The sequence below is a fragment of the Mycobacterium sp. 1274756.6 genome, assembly GCF_001668625.1.
Lineage (GTDB): Bacteria > Actinomycetota > Actinomycetes > Mycobacteriales > Mycobacteriaceae > Mycobacterium.
In genome coordinates this window covers 1-12225 of the sequence record NZ_LZLJ01000091.1, presented here as the reverse complement: position 1 = coordinate 12225, position 12225 = coordinate 1, and the positions used below count along the sequence as shown (strand labels likewise).

General features: G+C 70.9%; 17 protein-coding genes. 7 read left to right on the top strand and 10 right to left on the bottom strand.

The window, feature by feature from the left end; genetic code table 11:
* Positions 1 to 7: 7 nt before the first annotated feature.
* Entirely contained in the window at positions 8 to 853 is an 846-nt protein-coding gene (locus A5643_RS13930; RefSeq protein ID WP_286143657.1) for an aldo/keto reductase, read from the bottom strand.
* Positions 854 to 890: 37 nt separating this feature from the next.
* Between A5643_RS13930 and A5643_RS13925 the strand changes: the two genes are divergently transcribed.
* Positions 891 to 1391, top strand: a complete 501-nt coding sequence (locus A5643_RS13925) for a DUF1990 domain-containing protein (protein ID WP_066856611.1) — start codon at positions 891 to 893, stop codon at positions 1389 to 1391.
* On the opposite strand, the gene A5643_RS13920 is transcribed toward A5643_RS13925, so the two are convergent.
* Positions 1373 to 1822, bottom strand: coding sequence for a DoxX family membrane protein (locus A5643_RS13920; RefSeq protein ID WP_066856608.1), 450 nt, complete (start codon positions 1820 to 1822; stop codon positions 1373 to 1375). The two genes, A5643_RS13925 and A5643_RS13920, sit on opposite strands and share 19 nt — an antisense overlap.
* Before the next feature lie 89 nt (positions 1823 to 1911).
* Here A5643_RS13920 and A5643_RS13915 point away from each other — a divergent pair, with 89 nt between their 5' ends.
* The gene (locus A5643_RS13915) at positions 1912 to 2616 is read left to right on the top strand and encodes a helix-turn-helix transcriptional regulator (protein ID WP_066856605.1); all 705 of its coding nucleotides are present in this window, start codon (positions 1912 to 1914) and stop codon (positions 2614 to 2616) included.
* Here the strand turns inward: A5643_RS13915 and A5643_RS13910 are convergent.
* The 5 genes from A5643_RS13910 to fdxA are packed head-to-tail and all read right to left on the bottom strand — an operon-like array spanning position 2613 to position 5405.
* Complete coding sequence (locus tag A5643_RS13910; RefSeq protein ID WP_066856602.1) at positions 2613 to 3563, bottom strand: NAD(P)H-dependent flavin oxidoreductase; 951 nt, start codon at positions 3561 to 3563, stop codon at positions 2613 to 2615. The genes A5643_RS13915 and A5643_RS13910 overlap by 4 nt on opposite strands.
* 7 nt (positions 3564 to 3570) lie before the next feature.
* Positions 3571 to 3915: a cupin domain-containing protein gene (locus A5643_RS13905; RefSeq protein WP_066856599.1), complete on the bottom strand. Its 345-nt coding sequence runs from the start codon at positions 3913 to 3915 to the stop codon at positions 3571 to 3573.
* Between the two features lie 28 nt (positions 3916 to 3943).
* Positions 3944 to 4369: a hypothetical protein gene (locus A5643_RS13900; protein WP_066856596.1), complete on the bottom strand. Its 426-nt coding sequence runs from the start codon at positions 4367 to 4369 to the stop codon at positions 3944 to 3946.
* Positions 4366 to 5064, bottom strand: coding sequence for a helix-turn-helix transcriptional regulator (locus tag A5643_RS13895; protein ID WP_066856593.1), 699 nt, complete (start codon positions 5062 to 5064; stop codon positions 4366 to 4368). The genes A5643_RS13900 and A5643_RS13895 overlap by 4 nt, the downstream gene beginning before the upstream one ends.
* Positions 5061 to 5405 carry a ferredoxin gene (fdxA, locus tag A5643_RS13890; RefSeq protein WP_066856590.1) on the bottom strand — a complete coding sequence of 115 codons (345 nt, stop codon included), beginning with the start codon at positions 5403 to 5405 and terminating at the stop codon, positions 5061 to 5063. The genes A5643_RS13895 and fdxA overlap by 4 nt, the downstream gene beginning before the upstream one ends.
* 53 nt (positions 5406 to 5458) lie before the next feature.
* Here fdxA and A5643_RS13885 point away from each other — a divergent pair, with 53 nt between their 5' ends.
* Genes A5643_RS13885 through A5643_RS13875 form a run of 3 tightly spaced genes read left to right on the top strand, consistent with a single transcriptional unit; the run spans position 5459 to position 7324 of the window.
* The gene (locus A5643_RS13885) at positions 5459 to 5863 is read left to right on the top strand and encodes a cupin domain-containing protein (protein ID WP_066856587.1); all 405 of its coding nucleotides are present in this window, start codon (positions 5459 to 5461) and stop codon (positions 5861 to 5863) included.
* Positions 5860 to 6666, top strand: coding sequence for a class I SAM-dependent methyltransferase (locus A5643_RS13880; protein WP_066856584.1), 807 nt, complete (start codon positions 5860 to 5862; stop codon positions 6664 to 6666). The genes A5643_RS13885 and A5643_RS13880 overlap by 4 nt, the downstream gene beginning before the upstream one ends.
* 43 nt (positions 6667 to 6709) lie before the next feature.
* Positions 6710 to 7324 carry a class I SAM-dependent methyltransferase gene (locus A5643_RS13875; RefSeq protein WP_066856581.1) on the top strand — a complete coding sequence of 205 codons (615 nt, stop codon included), beginning with the start codon at positions 6710 to 6712 and terminating at the stop codon, positions 7322 to 7324.
* A 9-nt stretch (positions 7325 to 7333) separates the two neighbouring features.
* On the opposite strand, the gene A5643_RS13870 is transcribed toward A5643_RS13875, so the two are convergent.
* Complete coding sequence (locus tag A5643_RS13870; RefSeq protein WP_066856576.1) at positions 7334 to 8980, bottom strand: acyl-CoA synthetase; 1647 nt, start codon at positions 8978 to 8980, stop codon at positions 7334 to 7336.
* 47 nt (positions 8981 to 9027) lie between these two features.
* Between A5643_RS13870 and A5643_RS13865 the strand changes: the two genes are divergently transcribed.
* A complete protein-coding gene (locus tag A5643_RS13865; protein WP_066856574.1) occupies positions 9028 to 9573 on the top strand; it encodes a YceI family protein in 546 nt (181 codons plus the stop codon).
* On the opposite strand, the gene A5643_RS18770 is transcribed toward A5643_RS13865, so the two are convergent.
* Complete coding sequence (locus A5643_RS18770) at positions 9564 to 10004, bottom strand: hypothetical protein (protein ID WP_231995567.1); 441 nt, start codon at positions 10002 to 10004, stop codon at positions 9564 to 9566. The genes A5643_RS13865 and A5643_RS18770 overlap by 10 nt on opposite strands.
* Positions 10005 to 10113: 109 nt before the next feature.
* On the opposite strand from A5643_RS18770, the gene yaaA reads away from it, so the two are divergent.
* Positions 10114 to 10860, top strand: a complete 747-nt coding sequence (yaaA, locus tag A5643_RS13855; protein WP_066856571.1) for a peroxide stress protein YaaA — start codon at positions 10114 to 10116, stop codon at positions 10858 to 10860.
* Here yaaA and A5643_RS13850 read toward each other — a convergent pair.
* Positions 10857 to 12225: GMC family oxidoreductase (locus tag A5643_RS13850; protein ID WP_066856569.1), on the bottom strand; the 1369-nt coding region annotated here is incomplete at its 5' end. The two genes, yaaA and A5643_RS13850, sit on opposite strands and share 4 nt — an antisense overlap.

Here is a 12225-nt window from a genome sequence, read left to right as displayed (position 1 = left end):
CGAACCCTCAGGCCGCCGCGGCCTCGGTCAGTGCGGAGTACTCCGCGTCGGTCAAGTCGATGGCGGCTGCGGCGACGTTCTGCTCGAGGTGAGCGAGGTCGGCGGTGCCCGGGATCGGCAGCATCGCCGGTGAGCGTTTCAGCAGCCACGCCAGCGCGAGCTGGGCGGGGGTGGCGTCGCGCTCCTCGGCGATGTGACGCAAAGGCCCGGCCGGGTCGGCCAGTGGTCCCGCCGCGAGCGGGAACCAGGGGATGAAGCCGATGCCCTGCTCGGTGGCGCGGTCCACCAGCGGGTCGGCGCCCAAGTCGGCGAGGTTGTAGCGGTTCTGCACCGAGACGATCGGGGTGATCTGCTGTGCGGCTTCCAGCTGGTCGGTGTCCACCTCGGAGAGCCCGATGTGGCGGATCTTGCCTTCGTCGCGCAGCGCCGCCAGCTCACCGACCTGGTCGGCGAGCGGGAAGTCACGGTCGATGCGGTGCAGCTGGAACAGGTCGATACGGTCCAGACCCAACCGCCGCAGGCTCATCTCGCACTGCTGGCGCAGGTAGGTCGGGTTGCCCAACGGCGTCCACTGGTCCGGACCGGTACGCAGCAGGCCCGCCTTGGTGGCGATCACCAAGCCGTCGTAGGGGTGCAGTGCTTCGAAGATGATGTCCTCGGAGACATCGGGCCCATAGGAGTCGGCGGTGTCGATGAAGTTGACGCCGAGTTCGACCGCCCGGCGCAGCAGCCGGATGCAGGCGCCGCGGTCGGCGGGCGGGCCCCACACCCCCGGCCCGGTGAGCCGCATCGCGCCGAAGCCGAGCCGGTTGACCGTCAGGTCGCCGCCGAGCGTGAACGTTTCCGGTGTCACCCGTCCGACCGTACGCCTCCGGTGGCACAGTGGAGCGGTGGATTTCGCCAAGTTCGCGACACAGCCGCTGACCTACGACGAGGTGGGCGCCACCGCGCGGCCGGTGCTGCCCGACGGCTACAAGCACATCGAGGTCGCCGCCCGGATCGGGTCCGGGCGGCGACGTTTCGAGGAGGCCGGTGCGGCGGTGCTGCGCTATGGGATGCAGCGCGGCTCGGGTGTTTCGGTGCGGGCCAGCAGTGAGGTGGCCGCCGTCGACACGGTGGTGGTCGTGCGCCTCGGTCCGATCAAGGCGCCGTGCCGGGTCGTCTACGTCCTCGACGAGCCGAACCGGCGCGGCTTCGCCTACGGCACCCTGCCGGGTCACCCCGAGTCCGGCGAGGAGCTGTTCTCGGTGCGTTACGACCCGGCCGCCGACGCGGTGTACGCCGAGGTTCGGGCGTTCTCCCGCAGCGCCACCTGGTGGAGCCGCCTCGGCGCACCCGTCACCGCGTTGGGCCAGCGGGTGATGACCCGGCGCTACCTGCGCGCGCTGTAACCCAGGTGGACGGCCTGCGCCAGCCGGGCCAGCACCAGCGCCGAGACCAGCAGCCCGAAGTCGCGCAGCGCCACGTCGTAGTAGCCGGACAGGGTGAGCAGGTCGACGATGATGCCGGCCAGCCACGCCGCCACCACCCAGGCGCCGATGCGGGGCGCGACCGCGACCAGGATCCCGGCGACGATCTCGATCACTCCGACCAGGTACATGTCGGTGGTGGCGCTGCCGGGTACGAGGTTGTCGATCCAGCCGGCCAGGTACTTGTCCCAGTGGTCCGGGTTGGTGGGCAGGATGTTGAAGAACTTGTCCAGGCCGAACAGGATCGGTGCGACCGTGAACAGCGTGCGTAGCGCGAAGAAGGCCTCGAACAGCGGGTCCTTGAGCCGCTCGGCGAGGGGCGGAGTGACGCCGGCGGCGGATGTGGTGCTCATGATGACTCCTTACCTCTAAAGAAGAACACTTTTAACGTTAGAACGGGTAAACTGTAACGTCAATAACTTCGTCTGTTAGAAATGGTGAGATGGCAGACTTGGCCCGCGATGCCGCCGGGATCGGCGCCTTAGCCGATCCGCTGCGCCGCCGCCTCTACCGATTCGTCTGCGCCCAACCCGAGCCGGTCAGCCGTGACCAGGCCGCCGAGGCCGTCGGGATCCCGCGCCACCAGGCGAAGTTCCACCTGGACCGGCTGGAGGCCGACGGCCTGTTGGAGGCCAGCTACGTCCGGTTGACGGGACGCTCCGGCCCGGGCGCCGGCCGGCCGGCCAAGCTGTACCGCCGCGCCGAGCGCGACATCGCGGTCAGCCTGCCGCAGCGCGAGTACCGGCTGGCCGGCGAGCTGATGGCGGCCGCCATCGCCGAATCCGCCCGCACCGGCGAGGCGGTGCTGGCGGTGCTGCAGCGCACCGCCCACGACTACGGCCACACCCTGGGCGCGGCGGCCGCTGAGCGGCAGCCGCCCACCGACGTCGAGGCGGCCCTGGAGTTGGCGGTCACGGTGCTGGCGGCGCACGGCTACGAACCGCGCTACGGCGACGCCGCGGAGGTGTATCTGGCCAACTGCCCGTTCGACGCGCTGGCCCGCACCCAGACCGAGCTGGCCTGCCACATGAACCACGCGTTGGTGTCCGGGGTCGCGGGCGCGCTGGCCCCGTTCGGCCCGCGTGCGCGGCTCTGCCCGGGCCGTGCGCGCTGCTGCGTGGTGCTCGAGACCGGCGACCGGAGCTAGGCCCAGCCGGTCAGTAACTGGGCGGCGCCGACGCACAGCCGGTCGATCACCGCGGCGGCGGGTTCCTCCGCCGTGACCATCGCGACGCCCTGTCCGGCGTCCACCGGCGCGATCCGGCGGTCGTCGGCGGCGAGTGCGGCGGCCAGTTCGTCGCGCGCCGCGCCGTCGAGGTCCTCCGGGCGGTCCGCCCAGCGGGTGAGGAAGTCGTTGACCAGCACGCGCGACGGGAACCGGGCCGGCCAGGGCCGGTCCTGACCGATGTCGAAGACGCGGGTGGTGGCGGTGGAGCTCTCGTCGGCGTCGATCAGCGCTGCGCGGGCGCCCGGGCTGCTCAGCGCCTCCGTGCAGGCCGACAGCCGGGTGCCCAGCCAGACGCCCGCCGCGCCGGCCGCCAGCACGGCCGCCACACTGCGCGGCGAGCCGATCCCGCCGGCCGCCAGCACCGGAACCTCCACCGCGTCGAGCACCACGTCCAGCAGCGGCAGCGTGGCCAGCCCCATGGCCCCGTGCCCGCCGCCCTCCGCACCGCGGGCGACCACGACGTCGACGCCGGCGTCGGCGGCGCGCAGCGCGCCGGCGCGGTCATAGACCTGGGTGGCGGTGGCGACGCCGGCGGCGTGCGCGCGGGCGACCCAGCCGAAATCGGTGCCGAAGCTGACCGAGAGCAGGCTGGGCCGCGCCGCCAACGCCGCGTCGAACAACGCGGGTTCCCCGGCGATGACCCAGTCCACCAAGCCGATGCCGAACGGCCCGGTCACCTCGCCGAGTTCGGCCAGCTCGGTGCGCAGCGCCGACGCCGTGGCGGCGCTGCCCATGCCGATCATGCCGAGACCGCCCGCCGCGGTGACCGCCGCGGCCAGCCGGCCGCCGGCCACTCCCCCCATCGGCGCGTTGACGATCGGCAGCCGCAGGCCCATGCCCGCCGACCAGTGCGTCGTCAGCGTCATCCGCGCGTTACTGGGGATGTTTGGCGCTCAGTGCGACGGTGAGCAGCACCGCGGAGTCCTCCACCGCCTCCAGGGAGTGCCGTTCCATCGGGATCGCGACCCAGTCGCCGGCCTTGCCCTCCCAGGAGTCGTCGGGCAGGACCAGGCGCACGTGGCCCTGCAACACCTGCAGGGTCGCCTCGCCGGGGCTGTCGTGTTCGGCCAACTCCACGCCGCTGCGCAGCGCCACCAGCGTCTGGCGCAGCCCGTGGGAGTGGCCGCCGTTGATGGTCACCGCGGTGCGCCCGCTGCGGGATTGCTGGGCTTCGGCGACCTTCTCTGCGCTCAGGCTGGACAGCGAGACGGTGTTCATATGCTCCTTAGCCTTTCGGTCGGGTCGATCAGCCGGCGAGCAGGGCGGTCCCCGCCACCAGCAACGCCGTCAACTTAACCATCTCCAGGCCGACGTAGACGTAGTGGAGATGCGATCGCGGGCCTTCGTAGCCGTTCAGCACCAGGTCGGATCGTTTGTTCAGCCGCGGCCGGACCGCCGCCACCTGAAGGACCAGCATCGCGATCGCGATCGCGAACGCGGCCGTCACGACCGCCGGTTGCGGGCTGAATACCAGCGCGACGACGAGGCAGGCCGCGAACACCGCTTCGACGGTGTTGAGGGCGCGGAACACCATCCGCCCGATGCCGAGGCCGATCTGCAGGGTGACCCCCGGCGCGCGGAACTTCAGCGGCGCCTCGATGAACGACAGCCCGGCGACCATGCCCAGCCAACTGAACCCGACGGCCACGGCCACCGCCGCGCCGGGGTTCACCCGGCCACCCCGTCGACGCGGCCGCGCTGGGCGGCGGCGAGGTCCAGGTGCGCCAGGCACATGTCGGGTTCGACGAAGCTGTCGAGTTGCCTGACCGCCACCGGGGCGTCCCAGGTTTCCAGCGCGCCCTGCATGAGGCCGAGATGGATCGGGCAGACCACTTCCGGGTCGGTCTCGGCGAGTTCGAGGAACGGGCAGTGCCGCAGGCCGACCTGCTGCTCGCCGCCGGCTTCGCGGCGTTCAGGGGCGAAGCCCAACTCGTCGAGCATCTCGACGAGGTTCTCGATGGATTGCTCGCAGTCCGGCGCCGGGCGGTCCTGCGCCGGCGGACGCAGCCGGCGCGCCCAGGTCCGGCCGGCTTCCAACGCCCTGGTGGCGGGGTCGGCGTCGGTGGCGAACCCGATGGTGAGGATCTCGGCGAGCAGTCGGTACCGGCGCGGACCCCCGCGGTCCATCTGCCGGACCGCCTGGACCATCACCGGGGGGCGGCCCGGACCCCGGTGTGGGGTCTGCACGCGCTCGACCCGGCCATCCCGGACCAGAGTGGCCAGATGGAACCGGACGGTGTTGGGGTGAACGTCCAGGTCGGCGGCGATCTGGGCGATGCTCATCGGCGCCCGGGCGGATTTGAGCACCCGCCAGACGTCGAGGCGGCGCCCCGTCAGTTCCCCCGCTGACCCGGAGATTGAGCTCACTCCCCCTGTTTGGGCAAGCTCGCCACGAGCGGGGTGTCGACCCCCAGCGCTCCGATCTTGGCCGCTCCGCCCGGCGACCCGAGCGGCTCGTCGCGACCCGGCAACGTCTCGGAGAAGAACGCCGCATTGTCGTCCAGATACGGCTCCAGGTCCTCGGGCAGGTCGTCCTCGTAGTAAATTGCTTCGACAGGGCAGACCGGCTCACACGCACCGCAGTCGACGCATTCGTCCGGATGGATGTAGAGAGCACGGCCACCCTCGTAGATGCAGTCGACCGGGCACTCGTCCACACAGGACCGGTCCATGACATCGACACAGGGTTTCCCGATCACATAAGTCATGCGCTAGAGTTTACACAATTGATTTTGTGAGAACCAGGAAGGCGAGCCTACCCATGGCGGACACCGGACCCGACGTCGGCGACCGGGCCGACCTGCCGCGGGTTCTGGGCAACTCCGCCGACCTCACCGCGGGTGACCCCGCCGCCTCGGGAACCCTGTGGAAGTTGGATCTTCCGCACCGGGGCCTGGACTCCAACATCATCGCATTGCCGCCGCACGGCACCATCGGTGCCCACGATGGCGCCGACGTCGATGTGTTGGTTCACGTGCTGACCGGAAGCGGCACCGTGACCACCGAACAGGCCACCGTGGACCTGCGTCCCGGCGCGCTGTTGTGGATGCCGCGACGTTCGCGTCGCGGGTTTCAGGCCGGCCCGGACGGGCTGCGCTATCTGACCGTGCATCAGCACCGCGAGATCGGCGGCCTGATGCCTACTGTGAGGCAGGCTGTGTCATGACCGATACCGAAAACCGTCTCCCGTCCGCCGACCGCGATGCCGAGCACGTACAGGGGCATTGGCTGCTGGCCCGGCTGGGCAAGCGGGTGTTGCGGCCGGGCGGCATCGAGTTGTCGCGCTCGCTGCTGCGCCGGGCGAAGCTGGCCGACGCCGACGTGCTGGAGTTCGCCCCGGGGTTGGGCCGCACCGCCACCGAGATCATGGCGGCCAACCCGCGCTCCTACATCGGCGCCGAGCAGAACCCCGACGCCGCCCGGATGGTGGAGACGATCGTGGCCGGCCGCGGTGAGGTGCGGGTCGCCGACGCCGAGGAGACCGGCCTGCCCGACGCCAGCCGCGACGTCGTCGTCGGCGAGGCGATGCTGACCATGCAGGGCGAGAAGTCGAAGAACGCGATCGTCGCCGAGGCGGCGCGGGTGCTGCGGCCGGGCGGCCGCTACGCCATCCACGAGTTGGCGCTCACCCCGGACTCGCTCGCCGAGGACATCAAAACCGACGTGCAGCAGGCGTTGGCGCGGTCGATCAAGGTCAACGCCCGCCCGCTGACGGTCGCCGAGTGGACCGCCCTGCTCGCCGCCCACGGCCTGGTGGTCGACGAGGTCGAGACCGCACCGATGGCGCTGCTGCAGCCCCGGCGGCTGATCTCCGACGAAGGCCTGTTCGGCGCGCTGCGGTTCGCCAAGAACCTGCTGCTGCAGCCCGATGCGCGCCGGCGGGTGCTCAACATGCGCCAGACCTTCCGCAAATACAACCAGCAGATGGCTGCGATCGCGATCGTCGCGCACAAGCCGGCCGCCCAGTAAGTAGGTCGCGCCGCAGGTGTCGCGACGTGCGACACTGGGCGTCATGGCGAACCCGCTCAGCCGGCCGATCTCGGGAGTCTTCGATCAGCTCGCGCGCGTTTACGACTTCCCGCTGCTGCAGCAGACCTTCTACCGGCCCGCCCAGGACGCGGTGGTGGCGCGGCTGCGCCGAGCCGATGCCCAACGCATCGCCGACGTCGGCTGCGGCACCGGAATCCTCAGTTCGCGGATCGCCGAGGAGTTGGCCCCGACGGCGGTCTACGGCTGCGACATGTCCGACGGCATGCTGGCCAAGGCCCGCGACCGCTCCGCGAAGGTGAGCTGGACCAGGGCGCCGGCCGAACAGCTTCCGTTCGACGACGCCTCGATCGACGCGGTGATCAGCACCAACGCGTTCCACTTCTTCGACCAGCCGGCCGCGGTGGCGGAGTTTCATCGCGTCCTGGCGCCGGGCGGGTTGATGATGATCGGGGTGGTCAACCCGAGCAGCGCGCCGCGGCGCTTCCTGCTGTGGCTGGGCTCCGGCGGCGGTTCGGTCGGCCACTTCCCCACTCCCGAGCAGATGCGCAGCCTGGCCACCGGTGCCGGCTTCGCCACCGTGGAGCACCAGGTGGTGCGGCGCTGGACCGGCGAGGGACTCACCGTCGCCACCAAGTAGCGACGCAACTCAGTTCTCTTCGGCCGCTTCGGCTTTCGCCCAGCGGTAGTCGGCCTTGCCCGACGGGGACCGGCGCAGGCCGGGCCGGAACAGGATGTCTTTGGGCAGTTTGTAGCGTGCGACGTGCCGGGCGGCCTCGGCGAGCAACCCGGCGGCGTCGACGTCGGCGCCGTCGGCCACCTGGACCAGCGCCACCACTTCCGAACCCCAGCGGGTGCTGGGCCGGCCCACGACGATGACGTCGTAGACGTCCGGGTGGTGGGCCAGCGCCGCCTCGACTTCCTCGGCGAAGATCTTCTCGCCGCCGGAGTTGATCGTCACGGAGTCCCGCCCGAGCAGGTCGATGGTGCCGTCGGCGTCCCAGCGAGCCCGGTCGCCGGGTACCGAGTGGCGGACGCCGTCGATGGTCGGGAAGGTGCGGGCGGACTTCTCCGCATCACCGAGGTATCCCAGCGGCACCGGGTCCTGCTGCGCCAGCCAGCCGATCTCCGCGTCCCCCGGCGCGAGCACCCGGGTCAGGTCTTCGCTGACCACCACCGCACCCGGGTTGGGAGCGAATCGCCCGGAGCCGATCGAGGCGCGGGTCGACATCTGGCCCATCTGCGACCCGCTCTCCGAGGAGCCGCCGGCATCCAGAATCGTCAACTGCGGCAACAACTCCAGGAATCGTGCCTTGACCCCGGCGCTGAAGATCGCTCCCCCGCTGACCAGGTGCTGAAGCCCGGACAGGTCGAAGCGGCCGGTCTCCAACTCCGCCAGCAGCGGGCGGGCGAACGCGTCGCCGACGATCGACAGCGATGCCACCCGTTCGCGGTCGGCCAACGCCAGCGCCTCGGCGGGGTCGAACCGGTCGGTGGTGGCCGACATGACGAACGGGACACCGCGCAGCAGCGTGTTGAACGCCGCCCACTGCGCGGCGCCGTGCATCAACGGCGCCACCGTCATCGAACCGGGACCGCCCTGCCGGGCGCGCTCGACGATCTGCTCGAGGCTGGTGAACCGCCGGTCGGTTCCGTAGATCCGCCCGCCCATCGCACCGATGTAGATGTCGTGCTGGCGCCACAGCACGCCCTTGGGCAGGCCGGTGGTTCCGCCGGTGTAGAGGAGGTAGAGGTCGTCGGGAGACGGTGTGACCGGCGGGGGTTCGGCCGCGGCGTCCGCCAGCAGCTGTTCGTAGCGCACCGCGCCGGGCAGCGGCGGGTGGCCGGAGGAATCGTCGACGTGGATGAGCCGCAGGCCGGGCAGCCGGTCGAGGACTTCGGCGAGTGTGGGGGCGAACCGGGCGTGGTACATCACCGCGTCGGCGGCGGCGTTGTCGAAAAGGTAGCGCAGTTCCTCGGCGACGTAGCGGTAGTTGACGTTGAACGGCGCGACGCGGGCCTTGAACGCCGCCAGCATCCCCTCGAGGTATTCGTTGCCGTTGGTCAGGTACAGCGCGAGGTGGCTCTGCCCGGACTGGTGGCCGGCCAGCTCCGCGCGTTCCCGGTGCGCACCCAGTCCCCAGTCGTGCAGGGCGCGGGCCAGCCGGTTGGCGCGGGCGTCGGTCTCGGCGAAGCTGAACCGCCGGTCGCCGAAGACGATGGCGTCGCGGTCGGGATTGGTGGCGGCCACCGCCGCGAACACCTCGGCGAGGTTGAATTCTTGGTCAGCAGTCACGGCGGCCCCATCGTAGCCGGGCGGCCCGGTTCTGATGTACTGCCGACATGACCACCACGTCGAGTCTGGACGACGCCGCCGGCACGCTGACCCTGCGCACCGGGGTGACCGGCCGGGCGGCGCGGATGGGCCACCGGTTGACCATCGCGATGCGGTCCTGGCGGATCACCGTCGACTGCGACGGCGATACGCCGGTGACGGCGCGCCTGGTCGTCGACGTCGATTCGCTGCAGGTGGTCTCCGGTGAGGGCGGCCTGACCCCGCTGAGCGGCCCGGAGAAGACCCTGGTGCGCGCCAACGCCCTGAAGACCTTGGACGCCAAGCGGTTTCCGACCGTCGAGTTCGACGCCGAATCGATTCAGCCCCGTGACGGCGGCTATCTGCTGCACGGGCCGCTCACCGTGCACGGGGTCAGCAGGCCCGTCGAGGTCGCGCTTGACGTGGCCGACGACGGGTCGGCTCACCGGTTGCGGGTCCGCACCGAGGTCCGCCACAGCGACCACAAGGTGAAGCAGTACTCGACGGCGATGGGGGCGATGAAGGTCGCCGATGTGGTGGCGGTGGAGTTCGACGCCACCGCGGATCATTCGTAGTAGGCGAAGGTGCAGGTCGGGTTCGGTTCGTTGACGTAGCTCACCAGCAGGTCGTTCATCACGATCGTGCAGGCCAGCACCTCGGTGCCGCCCTCGGCGGTCACCGAGGAGGAGATCTTGTCGTAGACGTCGTACTGCTTCTCCCAGGGCAGCATGACGCCGGTTTCGACCTGTTCGGCGCCGCCGTTGATCTGGTAGCGGATGGTCACCGGCGCAGGCCCGCCGACGACCTTCATGGTCGCCGTTCCCACCGGTGGGCCGGTCGGGGTGGGTGCCGCCGGGGAGGCGGTCGTGGTCGTGGTCGACGCGGCCGCCGGCGGCGTCGATGTTTCGCCGGCCGGCGCAGTGCTGGTCGTGGAGCAGCCGATCATCAGCGGCGCGACCAGCGCGGTACCGGCGAGGGCGGTGGCGAAGCCGTGGCGAGGGGACATGACCGGAAGCGTAAGCCGGATTCGCGGGGGCGGGAGACGGTTTTCCTGCGGTGGCCCGTTCTACCGGCCCCTGCAGCCGGACAGTACGCGGCGGTTACCGTCGACAGCTGTGATCCTCGTGTTGCCGCCCTCGGAGACCAAACACGCCGGCGGTGACGGGCCGCCGCTCCGGTTGGACGCCCTCGGCTTTCCCACGCTCACTCCACTGCGCGCCGAACTGGTCGACGAGGTGGTCGCCCTGGCCGGCGACCTCGCCGGCAGTCGTCGGGCCCTGGGGCTGACCGCCCGCCAGGATGCGGAGATCGCACGCAACGCGGTGTTGTGGGAGGCCGCGACGATGCCGGCGATCCAGCGCTACACCGGCGTGCTCTACGACGCGCTGGACGCGGGCGCCTTGCGTGGCGCGCAGGCCGGCCGCGCCCGTAACCGCCTCGTCGTGGCCTCGGCCCTGTTCGGTCTGTTGCGCGCCGACGACCCGATCCCGGCCTACCGGCTCTCCGCCGGGTCCCGGCTGCCCGACCGGCCCGGGTTGGCGCCGCGGTGGCGCCCGGTGCTGGAGCCGGTGTTCGCCGCATTGGCCGGCGACCAGCTCGTCGTCGATCTGCGCTCCGGGCCCTATGCCGCGTTGGCGCGGATACCCGGTGCCGTGAAAGTCGTTGTGGTGGCGGAGAGCCCGGACGGTCGGCGGACCGCGGTGAGCCACGCCAGCAAGGCGCACAAGGGCAGGCTGGCCCGCGTGCTGGCGGTGAGCCGCGCCGAGCCGACCGATGCGGCCGGGGCGGCGGCCATCGCGCGCCGCGCCGGGCTCACGGTCGAGCACCGACCCGGTGAGCTCACCGTCATCGTTGCGGCTTAAGCGGATTGCTTGATCAGATCGGCGCACTTCTCGGCGATCATCAGCACCGGGGCGTGAATGTTGTTGCTGGGCACGGTCGGCATCACCGACGCATCCGCGATCCGCAGACCCTCGATGCCCCGCACCCGCAGCGTCGGGTCGACGACGGCCATCGGGTCGGTGTCCGGGCCCATCTTGGCGGTGCCGCACGGGTGGTACTCGGTGTCGGCGTGCGCGCGCAGAGTCTCTTCGATCTGTCGGGGGTCGTTGCGGTCGTAGCGGACGATCATCTCGCCGCGGTAGGGGTCGAAGACGGGATCGTTCATGACGTCCAGGGCGATCTGGGTGCCCTTGACCAGCGTCGGCATGTCGTAAGGGTGGCTGAAGTACTTCGGGTCGATCAGCGGGTCGACGGCGGTGTCGGGGCTGGCCAGCCGCACCTCCCCGGTGCTCTTGGGGCGGGCGAGCAGCAGGTGCGCCGAATAGCCGTGGCCGATCGGCGGTTTGCGACCATGGTCCTCACCGATGCCGACGATCAGCTCCATCTCCATGTCGGCCACCTCGACGTCGGCGCTGGTGCGGTAGTAAGCCCCGGATTCGGCGGCGCAGCTGGTGAGCAGGCCGGTGCGATGCCGGCGCCACTGCCAGGCGGCCTTGGCCATCCGGGCGATGCCGGTCGGTGAGATCCCGACCGTGCCCTCGGTGGTGCGTGCCCGGAAGATCAGCAGCGCCGAGATGTGGTCCTGCAGATTCTGGCCCACCCCGGGACTGTCGAGCACCGGGGGGATGCCCAGTTCCTGGAGGTGGGCGCCGGGCCCGACGCCGGAGGCCAGCAGGATCTGCGGCGTGCCGAACGCACCTGCCGCCAGGATGACCTCGCGTCGGGCGCGTACGGTGCGCGACTGTCGGCCGCGTCGGTAGCTGACCCCGGTGGCGCGGCGGCCGTCGAAGTCGATCCCGGTGATGTGCGCTTTGGTACGCACGTCCAGGTTGGGTCGGTCGAGGTTCGGGTGGATGAACGCGGCGGCCGCGCTGTGCCGCTCACCGTCCTTCTGGGTGACCTGCACGTGGTAGCAGCCGAAGTGCTGCGCGCCGTTGTAGTCGTCGTTGAACGGGATGCCCTGCGCCTGGCAGGCGGCCAGGAAAACCTCGTTGAGCGGGCTCGGGCTGCGCAGGTTGGTCACGTGCAGTGGGCCGGAGGTGCCGTGGTAACGCGAGTTGCGGTGGACGGCGTTGTTCTCCGACTTGGTGAAGTACGGCAACACGTCCTCGAAGCCCCAGCCCGGGTTGCCCAGCGCCGCCCAGTGATCGAAGTCCGAGGGGTGGCCGTGGGCGTAGATCATCGCGTTGATCGTGCTGGAGCCGCCGAGTGCCTTGCCGCGCGGC

Excerpts from the sequence above, each read along its gene's own strand:
- A5643_RS13920 (WP_066856608.1), bottom strand. The coding sequence starts at position 1,822 with ATGAGCACCACATCCGCCGCCGGCGTCACTCCGCCCCTCGCCGAGCGG.
- A5643_RS18770 (WP_231995567.1), bottom strand. The coding sequence starts at position 10,004 with ATGTCCCCTCGCCACGGCTTCGCCACCGCCCTCGCCGGTACCGCGCTG.
- A5643_RS13865 (WP_066856574.1), top strand. The coding sequence starts at position 9,028 with ATGACCACCACGTCGAGTCTGGACGACGCCGCCGGCACGCTGACCCTG.
- A5643_RS13915 (WP_066856605.1), top strand. The coding sequence starts at position 1,912 with ATGGCAGACTTGGCCCGCGATGCCGCCGGGATCGGCGCCTTAGCCGAT.
- A5643_RS13910 (WP_066856602.1), bottom strand. The coding sequence starts at position 3,563 with ATGACGCTGACGACGCACTGGTCGGCGGGCATGGGCCTGCGGCTGCCG.
- A5643_RS13885 (WP_066856587.1), top strand. The coding sequence starts at position 5,459 with ATGGCGGACACCGGACCCGACGTCGGCGACCGGGCCGACCTGCCGCGG.
- fdxA (WP_066856590.1), bottom strand. The coding sequence starts at position 5,405 with ATGACTTATGTGATCGGGAAACCCTGTGTCGATGTCATGGACCGGTCC.
- A5643_RS13880 (WP_066856584.1), top strand. The coding sequence starts at position 5,860 with ATGACCGATACCGAAAACCGTCTCCCGTCCGCCGACCGCGATGCCGAG.
- A5643_RS13905 (WP_066856599.1), bottom strand. The coding sequence starts at position 3,915 with ATGAACACCGTCTCGCTGTCCAGCCTGAGCGCAGAGAAGGTCGCCGAA.
- A5643_RS13875 (WP_066856581.1), top strand. The coding sequence starts at position 6,710 with ATGGCGAACCCGCTCAGCCGGCCGATCTCGGGAGTCTTCGATCAGCTC.